A 17,723-nucleotide genomic window follows, 5' to 3' on the forward strand; every position below is an offset into this window, starting at 1 on the left:
GAAAAAATCATACATTTTTTGCATCCTTATTTGGATTCGTACCGTGTCATTTTTATCCGGTATTGCTTAGGCGTATCCCCCGTATGTTCTTTAAACAGTTTGCAAAAGTAGCCTTCATTGACGATGCCTACTTCCTCGCACAATTCCAACAAAGAATAATCCCGGGCATTTAACAGCTCGAGGGCTAATTGGATTTTTTTACGGTTGATGTAGCTGATCACGCCTTCGTTCATTGTTTTTTTGAATAAGCTGCTAAAATACGATGGTGCTAAATTTACTTCCTCGGCAATAGCCTCCAGCGTTAAACGCTGTTTCAGGTTGTTCTCTATAAAATGCATGGCACTCATAATTTCTGCACGATGTAAGAGCTGACCCGCGTGTACGTATTCGAATGTGAAGTCGCCAATATAGGCGAGCTGTTCCTGAAACGCCATAAATTCCATGGGGAATTCGGCTGCTTCCGTGTACAGCTTGTTCCCCGATTTAAACTTCACGGTAATGTCTCTGTACAAGTCTCTAATCATCGGCACCATGATGGACTTGTGGATTTTATGGTCCGTAACAAATTGGTTCAGATCGGCGAGTGCCTTCTCCAGATCTTCTTTGGAAATCTTCCTTTTCACATACATCAGAAACTCAGTCAGTTTCTGTTGAAAGTCAGCTTTTTTGTCATTATGGTATTGGAACCGATGCATGGGTGTTTTTACGACTTTCTCTGTATGGTAATAAAAATCGTCACTCACATGATTAGCTTCCGTGTACGCTTGTTTGATCGATTCCCAGCCTCGGTGTGGCCCTCCAAAAGCGACGGATACCCTTTGATTCAAATATTGATGCAAATAAGAGACGATCTGTCCTCCCAAGGATTGACAAGCATATTCCGTCTCCATATCACTGCGGTTGTTTTCCCAGGATAGAAAGCCAATAAAACGATGATCGGACAAATCCGCAGCTACGCCGCTGCCCCCATTCATCACCGTTTCTTCGATGATATTCGTCATCGCGTATTTCAAAATGTTTTGATCAGCGGCGGAGTATTCGTTTCGGAAACTCCCATATGTATTCATTTCAACAATGAAGCAGCAATAGCTCGCTTGAAAGAAATGAAATTGCATGCGGTTGGCAAAATCTGATGCACGATGAGAGGGGATTTCGCCTCGGATCAGCTCGTTAAAAAATTGCTTGCGGACTCTATATTTATTTTCAAGCACGGATACGTTTAACGATTGAAACTCCGCTTCTTTTTTCTTCAACTCATTTAAAATCCCGGCTGCCTTATTCAAAGCTCGGTCCAAATCCGCTTCTCTCAGCGGAACCTTTACAATGTACTCCAATACGTTGGCTTGAATAGCACGCTGGGCGTATTCAAAGGATGAATAAGCGGTCAAAAGGACGTATTGGGTATGGGGGAGCTCCGTCTTGAGCTGCTCAATCATGGAGATTCCATCCATTCGCGGCATAACGATATCAGAAATGACGATATCCGGTTTAAGTTTTAAAATCTCCTCGATTCCATTCAGTCCATTATTCGCTTTTCCGACTAGAACAAATCGCTTATCTCTATGAGAGAGCTCATTAAAAAACAATTCCAATCTTTGAATGATCAGGTCTTCATCGTCAACAATGAAGCAGGTATAGTCTCTCATCACGATGCATCTCCTTTTTGCGAATCTGTCGGGAATAAGGCGCGTATACGGGTTATTTCCTTAGGTATGCTAATGATCTGCAGTCCGAATTGATCTCCGTAGTGAAGTCTTATTCGACCATGAATATTATTCAGCCCGATTCTTTTCCTTTTCACTTCCTCTTCACTCGGTTCTGTTCTTAAAACATGCTTTATTCGATCAGCTGGAATTCCCTCACCTTGATCAACAACTTCTATGATGACGATACCGTCTTCCCTGTACGCATGAATCGTAATAGGTCCCTCAATTCCCCCTCCGTTATAACCATGGAAGATGCTATTCTCCACAAGAGGCTGCAGCAGCATTCGAAAAACAGGGAAATCCATTAACCCTGCTTCGATATGTTCAATCAAGTGAAAGTTACGGTTATACCGAATGTTCTGGATCTCGATATAATCCGCTACATTGCTTAATTCCTGACGTAAGGAAACCTTCTCTGAAGCGTCGTCTATCCCGTATTCCAATAATGAAATGAGCGATCCGATCACCACATCTACTTTCTCTATTTGTCCGAGACGTATAACGTTGCTGATCGAACCAAGTGTGTTATACAGAAAATGAGGGTTAATCTGAGACTGCAGCACCTGGATCTCCAACTTCCGTTCAAGTTCATTATGAAGTTCAACTCGCCGAATCAGTTCCACTATTTGCTGCAGCATCCGATCGAATGCTCGTGAAAGATCTCCAAACTCATCGTTTCGGTTAATCGTTATTGTCGTTGTGAGGTTGCCTTGTTCCACCCTTTTCATTTTAGTTTTGAGCGCATAGAGCGGATTCCTTATATATTTGGCAATAAAAAAAGAAATGAACAAACTTAAGAGAAAACCAGCAGCTAGAAGCTCAATATAATAGGTTTCCAATCTGGACAAAGCTGCTTTCAAACGTGATTCATCGTTGATTGAGATTAGAGTCCAGTTAAATTTCTCCGTTGGTTTTTTCAGAAGAGAGACCGGCATGCCATCCTTGGTATGCAGTTGAAGACTTGTTTCTGTCGTATTCAAAATTTGTTCCGCTGACGTTTCCCCGATTGAAAACGTATGATCTTGAATATTCAGTGGTCCTTTATTTTCAGAAAATCCGGCAATGATTTTACCTGACGCGGTGATCAGTGCCAGATTCATTTGTTCCTGTTTATTAATCTTGAACAACGTTTCTTCAATGGCATTTAGATCCAAGTCAACCGCAATGGCCATAGGAAACGGAGCGCCGTTCAGATATCGAACCATCGTAACGGTCCAGCCGGAGTACTTCGATTTGTAAGGTTCACTCACAAAGGTCGTCCTTCTGTTCTTGTCAGCCGCATCAAATAAAGGTTCTCTTTCAGGTAAAGGTTCATCGAATATTCGGGTAGCGATACTTCCGCCCAGAATGGATAAATCACTTTTGATCAAATAAATATTACTGACGTAATTACTGTTGAGTTCATACAGTTCTCTTAATTGCTTTTTAATCACTTCGGTATTGTTAATGTTGGCTTTCACTGATGTTTCGACTGAGAAGAGAATCGTCTGGAAGGAGGAAAAATTAACGGTGAAATACTGGTCTACCTTGTCAAGGATTTGGTTAGTGTAAAAAATATCATTGGTTCTTATTTCCTTTTGGACGTAGCGATAAGACAATTGGCTGATCAAGATGATGCAGCCTAGTACAAATGCAAACACGATCAAAAATAATTTTAAAGGCAAGCTGATTCTTCTTTGCATCGATCATCTTCCTTTTAGTTCCGTTTTAAACTAAGAATAGCATATGCTAATAAAGAGAGGAGCTACGAATAGCCTCTCTCTTCGTTTATTTATTTTACTTGATAAGGCCGGCTTCTTTAAATTGCTGGATTGCTGTTTCCTTATATTTCTGCATGTCAAACTTGGTATCCAGCGTCTGGAGGAAATTGTCCCAGTTGGAGAGCGGCTCTTTGCCCGTCATAAATTTAACCAAGCTTTCATTAATGAAGCGTTGGCGGTCAGCATCCAGGGTATCGCTGGGGTCTGGAGTCAATAAATTTCCGGGCAGCGTTGGCCCCACGTATTGCTGGTTGTTCTTGAAAGCTTCCGCTGTCTTCGGATTCTGGAAGCTGAAGTACTCCGCATCATCACCACGGCGCGGCATTCTATAATGATCGACCCACAGGTACTTCTCTTTCATTTCCTTCGATAATTCGGAGGTTTTATTTTTGATCTTGCCGTCCACCACATCCCAATGAATCCCTTTAATTCCGTATGCAAAGTTCGGATAGGCTTCTTCGTCCGTAAAGAGATAATTCAGCATGGACAAGATCCGAATGATTTTGTCCTTATCCGCTTTCGCGGATATGGCCCATGAATTGCCTTGGAACGATTTTCTCTCTACAATTTGATCACCATAAGGACCTTTCATCGGAGGAATAACGATCCATTCCGGCACTTCGCCACTAATTTCTTTCATTTTTTGCTGATAATCCGGCTCCAGCCTGCGAGCATCTCTGATCATGAAGCCAACTTTCCCCTTAAACATCTTTTGATCCAACAAATCAGGCGAATTCATCGTCACCCAGTCTGGGTCTACCACTTTGGCTGTCATCATTTTATTAATGTAAGCAAGCGCCTCTTTCATTTTGGGATCGATAAACAGGAATATCGGTTCATTATCTTTCACTTCAATGGCCGAAGGAGGATTGACGCCGAACATCCACATCAAGCTATCGAAGCCGTAGGTTTGCAGATTGCCTTCTTTATTCATACCGCCGATGAATCCGTACGTATCGTTTTTGCCATTACCGTCTGGATCTTTTTCTGTAAAGGCTTTCATAACTTCGAACAGCTCATCCGGTGTCGTTGGTACTTTCAGATTCAGCTTTTTCAGCCAATCATTCCGAATGAAAAAGCTTCTACTGATACCGTTTACATTATCATAACCTGGAACTCCAATCGTTTTTCCTTGATAGGACATTGCCTCCCAGGAGTCGCTGCCAAACCGTTTCTGTAATTCAGGGAATTGATCCAGATACGGTGTCAAATCTGCAAGAACACCTTGGTCATAATATTGCGCGAGATCAGCACGACTCTTCAAGAAGATCAAATCTGGAATATCTCCGCCTGCAATGAGCGTATTCAATTTGGTTGTTGCCTGCCCAGCTTGAGGAATCACCATATCCAAGTCGATGTTCATCTCCTTTTCCAACATTTGGCGTTGAATATCTTCATCACGTGGAGGGATCGGAGCAGCAGCATTGAACGTACCTTGGTTAAACATCGAAATTTTCATTTTGCTTTCAAACTGACCAGACTGTCCTTGCGAATTACCCGAAGTTGTCGATGTAACTTCTTCATTTCCCCCACATCCCGACAATAACGTTCCCAGTCCCAAGATTACCGACAGAATAGCAAATGAAATCTTTTTACGCTGCATATTGACCTCTCCTTTGCTTGTATATTATCACGGTTTCCCCGTAATAACTCAGTTAGTTTGGAACACCTCTTACCCTTTAACGGATCCCAGGAGTACACCTTTGGTAAAATGCTTTTGCAAAAATGGGTAAACGATCAAAATCGGGATCGTAGTCACGACAACTGTAGCCATCTGCACAGCGAATGTACTTACCGTTCCGGAATTGGCAAGCGATTCAGCACTTTGTGTTGCGACGTTAAGCAGGATGTTGCGTAAGACGACTTGAAGCGGCATCAAGTTGGAATCATTGATATAAACAATAGCATCAAAATAACTGTTCCAATGCCCCACTGCGTAAAATAAAGAAATGGTGGAAATGACGGGCAAAGACAGTGGTAAAATGATCCGCCATAACGATTGTAGTTCACTTGCACCGTCAACCCTCGCTGATTCCTCGATTTCACCAGGCAATTGCTCGAAAAAGCCTTTAATGATCACCAGATTAAATGCACTAATAAGATTTGGAATAATCAATACCCACGGACTGTTTAGCAACCCCAGAGAGCGAATTAGTAGATAAGTCGGAATTAACCCCCCACTGAACATCATGGTAAACACAATGAATAGTAAAAACGGACTGCGTCCCGGCAAATATTTCTTGGATAACGGGTACGCTGCGATGACCGTAAAAAACACATTTAACGCCGTACCTATGATCGTTCGAAACAACGTAATTTTATACGCCTGCCAGATCCCATGAGAAACGAATACTTCTTTATAGGCCAGAAAGGTAAAAGATTCTGGTATAATCACAATTCCTCTTCTTAACACTTCCGATTCCGGCGTCACGGAGACGGCAATCACATATAAAAAGGGTAATAAGCAAAGTAGGGATAAAAAAATAAGAATAACATAAACGACGGATTGCCAGACTTTTTCCCCGATTGTCAAATGGATCATTTTAAAAACCACCTCACCAAATTTGCCCATCGAATTTTTTGGCGAGCTTATTTGCTGCCAAAACTAAACCAAATCCGATGACAGCTTTAAACAATCCTACAGCAGTAGCCAAGCCAATCTTCAGACGCTCCAACCCTTCACGGTATACCCATGTGTCGATAATGTCGATCTTCTCCTGGTTAAAGGTGTTGGCAAACATGAATATTTGGTCAAAGCCAGCATCCAGAATATGGCTTAATTTAAGGATCAGCATCAGAATAATGACTCCTCGAATGCCGGGTAACGTGATATGCCAGAGCTGTCTCCATTTGGAAGCGCCATCCATTCGAGCCGCCTCATATAAGCTTGGATCAATACCTGCTAATGCGGCGAGGTACAGTATCGCTCCCCATCCAATGTCCTTCCATATTTCAGAAGCGATGACCAGCAGTCTCCCCCAAGCAGGCTCCGTAAGAAATGAGATGGGCTGAAAACCACTTTCCTTCAAAATCATATTAAAAAGGCCATCGCCTGGGGCTAATAAGGCTACCATCAATCCGTATACAATGACCCAAGACAGAAAGTGAGGTAAATAAGTAATGGTTTGTACGATTTTCTTAAACCATTGGGTATGAACTTCATTGAGGAGTAAAGCAAGTAAGATGGGAGCGGAGAAACCGAACAATAGCTTATACAGCGATATAACAATCGTATTTTTCATGATGTCCCAGAAATAAACGCCGTTCATAAAATCCGTAAAATTTTTGAATCCCACCCATGGGCTATCCCATACGCCCAAAGCCAGGTTGTAGTTTTTAAAAGCAATCAATATTCCCGCCATAGGAATGTATTTGAATACGGCAAAGTAAATTAAAGCTGGTAATAAGAGAGCATACATCACTTTATATTTTTGGATCGTCCTTATCCATGACTTCCGCTTTTTGGAGAGGGGAATGGCGTCCGCTGCCAATTTCACTTGCATATCATCACCTCGTCTTTGTTTGTATTTGTATATTAGCACCCCCCTATCGGATAAATTTCTGAAATTTCAAGAATTTCTTATAAGATATTTAGCAAGTGGGCTTTACTACGAAGGTAAAGGTTGATTTATTATCTATTTCAGAATGATTAGGACATCAAGAACCCAGTATTGCAAAAATCAATTCAACCGTAAAAAAAGAAAAGCTAAGATTCATGGTTTTATTTAGATATCCATCTAATCGGGTAACCGAAAGATGTTCTTATCCATTGCGGCAATCGGTACAAGCCATCCCATTAAATTTGATTTGCTGCGCAGCGAAAACCGACATTACCAGAAGAACTGTCTGGTGTATTCTTATTGCGGACGGCTACTCGGTATCGGTTACAATAAGAATCATGGCACAAATAGGAACCACCTCTCATGGATCGCATATGACCTCCTCTATTTCCTAGAGGGTTAATATTAGGCGTTTGCTGATGATAATATGGATTAAACACATCCACACACCATTCCCATACATTGCCCGCCATATTATAAATCCCGTATCCGTTCGGCTCATATTCATCCACTGGAGCTGTTCCTACTGCCACCAAGGGGTCTGCGCTTTAACGTCCTCCATAAGAACTTCTCCCTCCGAACATGCTATAGTTTTATTTTAATTAATTTAGCGGGGTTCGCCCTTACCTTATGAGATTTTTAAAACTGTTGTAAAAAGCTCTCTTTTGGTCCGTTTTCCTTCAACTTTTCAAACATCATAAAACCGTCGATCATTGATCAACGGTCTCTAAAAATCATTTTTAACTTCATTATTTTCCTAGCATACTTCGATTACGCATCCGTCACCAAATCGTTTATCGGAACGCTACAGCTGAAGAGATATCGAAAAACATACGCTGGGAAAACCACTCCCCTTTACATCATTTGTTTTAAACATAATTTCTTTCAGTTCTCGGGGAGCTTCATACCATAGTGGTTGCGATTGCGAATAGCACCATACAGCATGGGAATGGTAATCAGAAGGCTGATAATAACCGGAACCATAGACCCCTCAAGTCCAAAATCCCCTCCAGTAAGTAGTGAAGGGCCGTTCACTTTTACAATAAACAGACCGACTGAACTGTGTCCAGAAACAGGAATGCCAAGCAAACCTTCAAGTGCATTCCAGGAAAAATGCAGCCCCATGACAAACCACAGGTTTCGTCTCCACAAATACGCGGCTCCGAGAAGCATACCCGCTTCTAATGTTAAGGCGAACGCGCTCCATAATGTTGCTCCTGTATTCCCAAGATGGGCTATTCCAAAGAATAGAGAAGTGACAGCGAGCCCGGCCCAGTTTCCCATCCATTTATTGATAGCTTGAAACATTAGTCCACGAAAGATAAGTTCCTCGACAATGGCTGCGCCTAAAGCTGCTTTAATAGAAACGATTAGAACAGTACCCGTATCCACACCATTCGCCCATTGAAAGGTGTAACCTCCCAATGAGATAATAATAATAGTGGATAAGGCAATAAAGATAAGCCCGGTTAGTGCTCCCATAACAGCTTCAACCCCTGCGCCCTTTCTTGATAACTCAGGAATGGACCGACGGGCTATATATTTCATGGTGAGCATATACACCATGATGGCCAGAAAGCCCAACGTTAATGTCCACAGAAGAGAAACCAAGCCGTGTGATTGCTCTACTAGCGGCCGGATGAACGCATCCACAAGAATTATGCCGATAGCCCCCGCTATCATCCAGATGATTGGAAAGCGCCAAAATAAACTCCATTTGCTTAATTTCTCATCCATCTGCGAATGTTCTTTACGTGCAGATCTGTTCTTCATGTCTTGACTCAGCCCCTCTACGCTTGATGATAGTTTTGAGTATAGGCTGAAAAAGTCATAAAGTGACAGTGCGCTTTGGTCATGATAAAGTCATGTGACTAAACGGCTAAGAAGCCGGCAACTATAAAAATTACCGGCTTTTAGTATGTTGTCTTAGTCATTCATGATTCCCGACTCTCTGGCTTTACGGGCTGCTTCTTGTCTTCCCTTAACATTAAGCTTTGAGTAAATCGTTGAAATGTAATTCTTGATCGTGCCTTCACTAAGAAACAAAGCCTCTGCAATATCTTGATTACGCATGCCTGAAGCCAGCTTTTGCAGTATTTCAATTTCACGGCTACTAAGCCGGTATTCATTATTTTTAATAGCAGATCCCGTATTCATTCTTTTGATCATTTTACTCGCCATCTCCTGCGAAATTAACGTCCCGCCCGCATGAACCACCCGTATGCCTGCAGCTAGGTCCCTGGGATGGATGGCCTTGAGAAGATAACCTTCTGCTCCATGGCTTAATGCCGCCATGACATATTCCACTTCCTGATAGGAGGTCAGCATCATGACTTTGATGATAGGCATTCGCTCTTTGATCAGAGCTGTTGCTTCAACGCCATTCATGACTGGCATATTGATATCCATCAATACCATATCGGGCTGAAACTGATAGCAGCCTTGGACTGCTTCTTCCCCATTTTTAGCTAAACCAACGATTTCGATATCATCTTCCATGGACAGCACGATATGTAGGCTCTCCAAAATTAATTCCTGATCATCCGCAAGTAATACTCTAATTTTCCCCATGTAGCCCCACTCCTTTGAGGGGAATTTCACATCTGACTTCAGTAATCGTTTCAGCTCCCACCTCTGATGATACAAACAGGCTGCCCCCCAGCCGCTCCACTCGATGTTTCATCGTAGTCAACCCGAAGCCATATTCCAATTTGTCAATCGGTTTCCCATTATTTCGAACAACCAAGTGCAGAACGAATTCGGAAAATTGAAGCTCCAGATACAGTTGAGACGCTTTTCCGTGTTTTAGTGCGTTCGTAATAGACTCCTGGATGACCCGCAGGATCGCCTGCCGTACTTCAAAATGCGTGCGCTGCTCTGTTCCTAGTACATTTAACGTCAGGAGAATTCCTGTATGTTCCCGAAAATTGGCGACATGAGCCTCAACTTGCCGTACAAGACTCGACTCCTCTTCTTCTCCAATCTCATGAACAATACTTCTCATTTCGTCCAGATTTTGTTCAGCCAATGCTCTTAAGCGAATTAACCGTTCCTTAACCTCGGCAGGCTTACGATCCATAAGAGCGATGGAAGCATCAAGACTCATAATGATTGAAATAAAGGTATGCCCCAGGGTATCATGAAGTTCCTTGGACATACGATTGCGCTCTTCAAGCAGAGTCATTTTCTCAATTTCAGCTGCGTAGAGGGTTAACAGCTTATTTTGCTGCTCTACTTCGACCACAAGTTCATTTTTCTGGTAATACGCTTTGGCTACGAAGCTTGCCCATATGCCAATGAAGCAGAATAACACATTATCTGTCCCGCTACTAAAGGCTTGTTCCCAAGGTAACTTTAAATAAGACTGGAAGATAAAAGGAATGAATAGAATTGCGGGAATGATCCAGAGTGTCTGCTTGGTCAATAAGTACCCCATTGTTAGACTCGGCAGCAGATAGTCTGCTTTGGAAGTCAGTTCCGGATGGATGACAGAGTTCACATAATAAGAACCTCCCAGCAATAGCTCCGCGATACAAAACCAGACCTTGTTCATCCGCCGTTGAGGAAACCAGAATACCAAAGGAACGATAAGCGCTACCATTAGCCAAATGACATTTAACCATGTTTGATTCGACAGGTCACTTTCTGTAAATAGCCGTGATAACAGCAAAATGTAATGGTATAAACGAAGAGCAAAAATACCCCAATCCATAAAAGATAATATCTTCCTCATGTCATCATCCTACACTGTTTTTCATTAAAAACATCAGTACCTATGAATCTAGTGTATCACTTTTGGTTAGTTTGTTTCATTAAAGACGCATATGTTCGTGAACCTGTTGATTAAACAAAGTAGTATAACCAGGAAAAAGTGCTGCTGATAGCTTGACATTTCGTCAATATGAAAAAAACTCCCCTCACTGTAACAGGGGATATTATTCACCTGTCTACCGTATGGGGAGAAAACAACTTTTAGGAATAAGGTCTTAATGTTGTATAACATTTGGCTCACTGTCACAGAAGAAGTTATCACAATTGTTAAGCTAGATACACTTTCGTATTAGGCTTTACTGTGTAGGGTGACTAGGTAACCGTCTGGGTCGGCAAATGTAAAAGTTCGACCGAATGGTCCATCTATTGGTGAAGATGTAATCTTTACGCCTGCTGCACTTAGCTTGTCGTGAATTTCTTGCGTATTAGGGGCATGAAGCCAGAGAGCGACACCAAGTCCAGGCTGAGTACCTGTACCGAGTTTTGTTTCAGGCAACCGGTCATGAAGAGCAAATGCAATAGGCTTTGTTTCAAAGACTACAGCATGAGGTGGACCTGCCTGGGAGCGAATCAGTCCAAGATAGTTTTGATAGAATTCTGCAGAGCTTTCAAGATTACTTACTTGAAGTGAAATGAAGTCGGGTCCAATTGCTGACATAATGTTAATGTCCTCCTTTGTTATATGGGGTTGTTCACTGCACATGGCAATGGAAGCACTTTGTGACCAGACGGCATGACTACAACGTACTATTTGTGTCTAGAAATTTTGTCTCAAATGCCAGGCTCTCTACTCATAACTCTGTCGTAGGTCATTCGCCATCGCCTCGAAATAAGCATCTTCGAGCCATTCGTTTCATTATAGAGTCATGTTAATAACCTCACTCTCACTTTGGATGTCTTGATTATATAAGCCCCTCCTGCCAACAGTATGTCAGTAGCGTTCTTTCATTTTCTCGATTTCCTTCTCTTACTCGAGTAATCGGACTATGTTCCCTGCCCCATTTGGACAATCGGTACAAGTTCTTGTCCTTGCTTGAGACAAGAATTTGTACCGATAAAATAAAAAAAGCCGCTATAATAGCAACTTCAATGGGAAAATGTTCTTGTCTCGCCACATGTCGATTAACGCATTTTCATTTATTATTCTTGTTTATTCGAGGATGTAATGAATTAACCTTTGCTCGTAAGCTGAAATTGCGACAAAACACACATGTACAACTTCATGCAAACACTAGCCCTCAACAGTGCGGTTTCTCTTAGGCCGCGTCTTTGCATTTATCCCTCTATAACAAACACAAAATTATATTTTACCCGGGTAATATTGACTTTCCATTTCTACCCGGGTAAAATTACTGAGGTATTCAAAAGGAGGATGTACAGAATGAGAGATGATCAAACGAGCGTTTACTACACGGCATTTTTGGGTATGGGAGTCGTCGCTAGCGGTACGTTACATCACGTTGTTTCTACAGTAAAGGATGCTATGGATGACAGAGACCTCACACAGCTGCTTATATTTGACGATACCACGGGGAAACAAATAGATGTTGATTTTCGTGGGAAGACAGATGACGCGCTCTTACGACTAGGAGAGCAATTTGGTGACTTGTCTGATAAGGAAATGAATCACCAGCCTACACGGCGGGTTGGTCGACCTAAACTGGGGGTTGTATCTGGTGAGGTTACGTTATTGCCAAGGGATTGGGAATGGCTAAAGAGTCAACCTGGAGGAGCATCGGTAACATTACGAAAACTCGTTGGTGAGGCTCGCCGTTCTGGAGGAAAACAGAGTAGGATACGAGAGTCACAAGAGGCAACATATAATTTTATGACAGCTATGGCTGGGAACTTCCAACAATATGAAGAAGCTCTGCGGGCACTGTATGCTGGTGATTTGGATCGTTTTTACCACTTCATCAATGATTGGACACCTGATATCAGAAACTATATCAAAAAATTAGCCTCTAATGCATTCCCTGAAAGGGACTAATAAAAGAGAGTATGTGTAGACATATAGAACTAAATTTGGAAATAAAAGAAACTACGAATGGAACCAGACTATGACAGAGTTTAAATCTATTCATTAAATCGAGTCATCACAACACTGTATCGGGCATCGGACTGCAGCCGTCGAAGATTCACGCCTTCTGCTTATTAAAGAACTACCGATAACTGAATGGAGAGAAATAAATTATGAACATCCTGAAAGTCAACGGCGTTGATTTGGCCTATGATAGTTTCGGTAACGAAAACGACGAAGCAATTATCCTTATCTCCGGACTTGGAACTCAGATGATCCGATGGACGATTCCGTTTTGTCGGATATTAGCAGCGCGAGGCTTTCGCGTGATTCGCTTTGACAATCGAGATGCAGGTTGCTCGTTACACTTTAGTCATTATAAATCGCTGGATTTTGAAGCACTGGCGACTGCTATCATGTCGGGACAGCGACCGGACATTCCTTACACCCTTGATGACATGTCCAACGACGCTGTCGGACTCCTCGACGCCCTTTCAATTGATCAGGCACATTTCGTTGGCAGATCGATGGGCGGAATGATCGCCCAGATTGCTGCCAGTGAGTACCCTGAACGGGTTTTATCACTCACCTCTATTATGTCTAGTTCCGGTAATCCTACACTTCCGCAAACTCCCCCGGATGTCATGGCGTTGATGACTAAACCGGCGCCGAACCCATTCGAGGATCAAGCAGGATTTTTGGCTCACAGCATCTCTTTTGCCAAACGCATTGCCGGCACCGGCTATCCATTTGAAGAAAATGCTTATCGAGCGCTCATTCTGGAGGAAGTCCAGCGAGCCTACGATCCAGGCAGTGTCGGACGACAAATCGCTGCGATAGCTGTCTCTGGTGACCGCCGTCCGCGGCTGGGGACCATAAAAGTGCCAGCACTTGTCATTCATGGGATAGACGATCCCCTGTTCGACCCGGCGTGTGGCGAGGACACGGCTTCTGCCATCCCGGGTGCTGAACTAATGTTGGTTAAGGGCATGGGACACGACTTGCCGCACCAACTGTACAAAGTAATCGCTGATAGCATAGAACAAACTGCTCGTCGCAATCGACACGTGCTTCCTGAATAGTAACCACCCGGATTCCCGCGGCGCCCAATAGGATTGAGTTAGCCCAAGGGCGAAGCGTTGATCAATTTGCACCCTTCTCGCATACGACCCAGGTGTACCTTATTAGCATTAAACTGAGTTCTTACCTTAGGCTAGAAAAAACCGGTCACGGATAAAAAAAATACATTATTGAAGTGAACACTAATATTAACCCGCTTTTATCTCGCCACATGAGTTCCATCGGTAAAAACACAAAAAAAAGGAAGAACAGCGAAAACTGCTCTTCTCCAAAGAATACCAGCATACTAATTAAAACGTAATGCTAGGTAATTTCCGCTCAATTTCATTCTCTCTACTTAAATTATACCGATATTTTATATTTTTTTATAGACTGTTTTTTTTGTACTTCCTACACTATACTGCTAAATACAAATCTAAAAAAGAAGAGGTGGTATCGTATGGATGACAAAAAAGTTATCTTAGATAAAGGTCCCTTTTTTCATGGTACAAAAGCAGAACTGAAAATTGGCGATTTATTAGAACCACAATACTTATCAAATTACCAAGAAAAAAAATCTAACCATATATACTTTACTGCTACATTAAATGCTGCCAAATGGGGTGCTGAATTAGCAAAATCTAATTCAAAAGAAAGAATCTACATTGTAGAACCATTGGGGGATTTTGAAAATGATCCTAACTTAACTGATAAAAGGTTTCCTGGAAATCCAACACGCTCATACAGATCTAAATCACCACTTAAAATAATAGCTGAATTAGCTTCGTGGGAAAGACACTCCGATGAAGAGATTAATCATATGATTACATCTTTAAAAAAGTTAAGTGAAGAAGGAAAAAATGTAATATATGATTAACCTTCAAATTTAACAGATTCAAGAAAGTCCTTATTCACTTAGAGGACGCTTTTAAGCGTCCTTTTTCTTTTTAGAGCAAAAATCTAGAGGCAATCTCTCACCTCCCCTTGCCAAGCTTTATCAAAGCCTTTAATTCAACTTATATGGTTTGGTTTTTCATTTCAAGGTAATTCTTACTACAAGCTATGGGATTATATAGCAGCATGTTCTAGGAACACCACGGAAATATTCATCTCAAGTTCTGCCCCACCTGCCTTTTGTAGAGAGTCATTTGGTTCAAAATAAGCAGGAAAAGCAATAATACCGGACTGTTCAGTCTACAATTTTGAAAAATAATAATGAAGCAATGATCGCTTCATTATTAGTCTAGGGTAGATAAACTTACCTTGACGTAATCATCCATAACCTTAGGGTCACTCGTCATTTTCGCCAATTGAGTTAAAGAGTGTCTTGCAAAATTCAAGTAACGTGCCAAGGCTCGAAGGTCTCGGTCTATCGGGATCTCTCCATTCCCCTGGCCCCGAACCAGAGTTTCATAAAAGGCCTCTTCCAGTGTATTCAAATCTTTTAATATAAAAGCTCTGATCTCCATGTCATGAGCCATCTGGTCAATAGCAGAAAAAATAATAAAGCATTCCTTTTGCCGGTTCTTATCCATTAATACCTTTGCCGCTTCATGGAATACATAAGTTATCCCCTGCTTTGCAGATTCGGAGGTCGCTAAGTACTTCATGACTGTGTCACTCTTCTCATTAACGTAATGCTTCAGCGCAAGGATAAACAAGTCTTTCTTCGTACCATAAGTGTCGTATAAGCTTTGCCGGGCAATACCTAGTCCTTTCAGCAGCTGGGGAAGTGTGGTTCCTTCATAGCCGTAATGACCGAATACTTCCATAGCTTTATGCAATACTTCTGTCGTATCAAACTCTTTGCTTCTTCCCAATTTCATCCTCCTTTGATCCTCATTATATTTTTTCAAGACTATACAGTCAAGAAAGTAACTTTTTCACTAACATTCAATATACAAAATGTGTAAGAGATAGCCCTGTTGTATCGTCAGCCACCAAATTATCCATATAATTGGCCGGTGGATCGTTATATCAATAAGTAGAGAGTACGTATACGGCTATCCAGAGAGACTTCCCGGCCGCAGACTCAGGATAGAAACTCTTTTCCCCATCCTCTTATAGAATCGATGATACTCGACAATTTATTTCCTTGTTCTGTGTTAGGAAGTATTCTACTTTGGGTGGCACTGTGTCGTCTACCACTCTCTTCACAATTCCATCCGCCTAGAGTTCCCTGAGCTGTAAAGTCAGCATTCGTTGTGAAATCCCCGGTATTAATCGTTTCAACTCATTAAATCTGACCGATTTTAAAAAGGACATGAGGCCGTAACCTTATTGGAAACGGAGAAAATTAAAGCCAGAACAGTGGTCCTTGATGTCACGAACCCCAGCTCCATTCTCTCCGCAGTTGAATGGATTGAACAAGAATATGGACACCTTGATATTTTGATTAATAATGCAGGCGTCTTTTTTGATGAAAATGGAGTTGTACCTTGGTAAAACAAAGGGAATAAACTGGGTTTAATATTCAAAAAATCTGACATCCATATTTCTTATTACATTTTCTTTTCCGCGTCATTTTACCCTCGCAGTTTCTTAGTAAATCGGTAAAGATATTTGGGAAAATGAAAACCCGCGTCTTGGTCTTACCCCTGTCAAGCAGACAGCCTTAAAAAAACAGCCTTAAGCTATCTTAGTTCAGGACAAAACCGGACTAAGATAGCTTAATATTGTTGAAAATGTTCGTGGTCGTAAAAATGGATATGTCATACTGTAGAGCGTTCAATCAACTTAACTGGTATTTCCTTTTGAATGAAGCCTTCGCGAATGGATCGAAGGAACAGCTCCCTGCCAACCTTCCTTCCGCAGTCTTTTTCTTCAATTTATTATCGAAGAGTTCAATGACGAGGTGGACCCCTCCGAGGAGAAATCATGAATTAACAAAAGAGGTCATGCTGCGCTTTATGGGGACGGCTTATGTAGGGGTGGTCGAATGGTGGATTACATGTTGTTATACTCTTGCCGCATTAATGAGCGCTATAGATTCGATCAATGTCATCTAAAATTGTGACCATTATCGAAAAAGGTGAGTCTCTGTTTATCATGGCAGTCCCATTATGTTGTTTCAGATATCTTCTATATACCTACTCTCGTCATGTATAGAAATTGTAGAAATCATCTCAAATGACCTCCAGTAAATTGGTTAACAATTAATTGCAATTTAAAAGTATCTTTGTCTTAGTTTCTATTATTGGTAATTCTAATTTGCGAGTGTTTCATCCATATTTTTAACATTTAATTTTTCAAGCCTAAAATTGTAGTTAACCTATATAGGCTTTTGATCATATATTGACCATTATGATCTTGGAGGGATTTACATGTATGGAGTTCATCCTAATTACCTTAGATACACTTTTGCACCTATATGGTCTACCACAACAGTTGAGGCCATTGAATTAATTAAAGGAGCTGTTCAGGGCGAAAGAAATGATGAGCTATTTTACGACGCTCTAATAAAACTCGCTCCAAATTCTACACAAGCTACAATTATTACAGGAATCAGAAATGATGAACGTGGACACAACATGATGTTTAGACAAATGTATAAAGACCTCACAGGCCAAGAAGTTTCTGGAGGGAATAATGAACCTTATAATCCAATAAACTCTTATCTAAATGGATTGCAAAGAGCTTTTGAAGGTGAATTAGCAGCTGTTGAAAATTACAGAAGGATCTGGTTTGGACTTCCTTATGGAATTTACAAAGATACCCTTTGGGGAATCATTCTTGATGAACAGAAACATGCTGATAAATACAACAATTTGATAACCTATAACTTGCAAGATGAACTTATCAACAAATCATAAAGATGAACATAAATTCAATGAAGAAATCAAAGAGG

14 protein-coding genes and 3 pseudogenes are annotated in these 17,723 nt (G+C 41.5%); 5 read left to right on the forward strand and 12 right to left on the reverse strand.

The window, feature by feature from the left end:
* Positions 1-26: 26 nt before the first annotated feature.
* The 10 genes and pseudogenes from HP552_RS28325 to HP552_RS28370 all read right to left on the reverse strand — a co-directional run bounded on the left by HP552_RS28325 (position 27) and on the right by HP552_RS28370 (position 11,455).
* Positions 27-1,646 carry a response regulator gene (locus tag HP552_RS28325; RefSeq protein ID WP_217506576.1) on the reverse strand — a complete coding sequence of 540 codons (1,620 nt, stop codon included), beginning with the start codon at positions 1,644-1,646 and terminating at the stop codon, positions 27-29.
* The gene (locus HP552_RS28330) at positions 1,646-3,388 is read right to left on the reverse strand and encodes a sensor histidine kinase (RefSeq protein ID WP_175398703.1); all 1,743 of its coding nucleotides are present in this window, start codon (positions 3,386-3,388) and stop codon (positions 1,646-1,648) included. Before HP552_RS28330 ends, HP552_RS28325 begins: the two co-directional genes overlap by 1 nt.
* Before the next feature lie 94 nt (positions 3,389-3,482).
* Complete coding sequence (locus tag HP552_RS28335) at positions 3,483-5,069, reverse strand: extracellular solute-binding protein (protein WP_175398704.1); 1,587 nt, start codon at positions 5,067-5,069, stop codon at positions 3,483-3,485.
* Positions 5,070-5,138: 69 nt separating this feature from the next.
* The gene (locus HP552_RS28340) at positions 5,139-6,008 is read right to left on the reverse strand and encodes a carbohydrate ABC transporter permease (protein ID WP_175398705.1); all 870 of its coding nucleotides are present in this window, start codon (positions 6,006-6,008) and stop codon (positions 5,139-5,141) included.
* A gap of 13 nt (positions 6,009-6,021) precedes the next feature.
* Positions 6,022-6,969 (reverse strand): ABC transporter permease, encoded by a 948-nt coding sequence (locus HP552_RS28345; protein WP_053781115.1) that lies wholly within the window; start codon positions 6,967-6,969, stop codon positions 6,022-6,024.
* Positions 6,970-7,262: 293 nt separating this feature from the next.
* Positions 7,263-7,553: pseudogene (locus HP552_RS28350) on the reverse strand (formylglycine-generating enzyme family protein); the annotation flags it as partial.
* Between the two features lie 358 nt (positions 7,554-7,911).
* Complete coding sequence (locus tag HP552_RS28355) at positions 7,912-8,799, reverse strand: CPBP family intramembrane glutamic endopeptidase (RefSeq protein ID WP_246311095.1); 888 nt, start codon at positions 8,797-8,799, stop codon at positions 7,912-7,914.
* Positions 8,800-8,952: 153 nt separating this feature from the next.
* A complete protein-coding gene (locus tag HP552_RS28360) occupies positions 8,953-9,597 on the reverse strand; it encodes a response regulator transcription factor (protein ID WP_175398707.1) in 645 nt (214 codons plus the stop codon).
* Complete coding sequence (locus HP552_RS28365) at positions 9,584-10,759, reverse strand: sensor histidine kinase (protein ID WP_175398708.1); 1,176 nt, start codon at positions 10,757-10,759, stop codon at positions 9,584-9,586. The genes HP552_RS28360 and HP552_RS28365 overlap by 14 nt, the downstream gene beginning before the upstream one ends.
* A gap of 327 nt (positions 10,760-11,086) precedes the next feature.
* Entirely contained in the window at positions 11,087-11,455 is a 369-nt protein-coding gene (locus HP552_RS28370) for a VOC family protein (protein WP_175398709.1), read from the reverse strand.
* A 723-nt stretch (positions 11,456-12,178) separates the two neighbouring features.
* Between HP552_RS28370 and HP552_RS28375 the strand changes: the two genes are divergently transcribed.
* From HP552_RS28375 to arr, 3 genes are all read left to right on the forward strand, one after another.
* Positions 12,179-12,787: a DUF2239 family protein gene (locus HP552_RS28375; RefSeq protein ID WP_175398710.1), complete on the forward strand. Its 609-nt coding sequence runs from the start codon at positions 12,179-12,181 to the stop codon at positions 12,785-12,787.
* Between the two features lie 203 nt (positions 12,788-12,990).
* Complete coding sequence (locus tag HP552_RS28380; RefSeq protein WP_175398711.1) at positions 12,991-13,899, forward strand: alpha/beta fold hydrolase; 909 nt, start codon at positions 12,991-12,993, stop codon at positions 13,897-13,899.
* Positions 13,900-14,336: 437 nt separating this feature from the next.
* The gene (arr, locus tag HP552_RS28385; protein ID WP_175398712.1) at positions 14,337-14,753 is read left to right on the forward strand and encodes an NAD(+)--rifampin ADP-ribosyltransferase; all 417 of its coding nucleotides are present in this window, start codon (positions 14,337-14,339) and stop codon (positions 14,751-14,753) included.
* 361 nt (positions 14,754-15,114) lie between these two features.
* On the opposite strand, the gene HP552_RS28390 is transcribed toward arr, so the two are convergent.
* Both HP552_RS28390 and HP552_RS28395 read right to left on the reverse strand, forming a co-directional pair.
* On the reverse strand, positions 15,115-15,696 hold the full coding sequence (locus HP552_RS28390; protein ID WP_175398713.1) for a TetR/AcrR family transcriptional regulator: 582 nt from the start codon (positions 15,694-15,696) through the stop codon (positions 15,115-15,117).
* A gap of 212 nt (positions 15,697-15,908) precedes the next feature.
* A pseudogene (locus HP552_RS28395) lies at positions 15,909-16,129 on the reverse strand (winged helix-turn-helix transcriptional regulator); the annotation flags it as partial.
* Between the two features lie 21 nt (positions 16,130-16,150).
* On the opposite strand from HP552_RS28395, the pseudogene HP552_RS28400 reads away from it, so the two are divergent.
* Positions 16,151-16,321: pseudogene (locus tag HP552_RS28400) on the forward strand (SDR family NAD(P)-dependent oxidoreductase); the annotation flags it as partial.
* Positions 16,322-17,199: 878 nt separating this feature from the next.
* On the forward strand, positions 17,200-17,688 hold the full coding sequence (locus HP552_RS28405; protein WP_175398714.1) for a ferritin family protein: 489 nt from the start codon (positions 17,200-17,202) through the stop codon (positions 17,686-17,688).
* Positions 17,689-17,723 lie beyond the last annotated feature (35 nt).

The sequence above is a fragment of the Paenibacillus xylanilyticus genome, assembly GCF_013359935.1.
Classification (GTDB): domain Bacteria; phylum Bacillota; class Bacilli; order Paenibacillales; family Paenibacillaceae; genus Paenibacillus; species Paenibacillus xylanilyticus.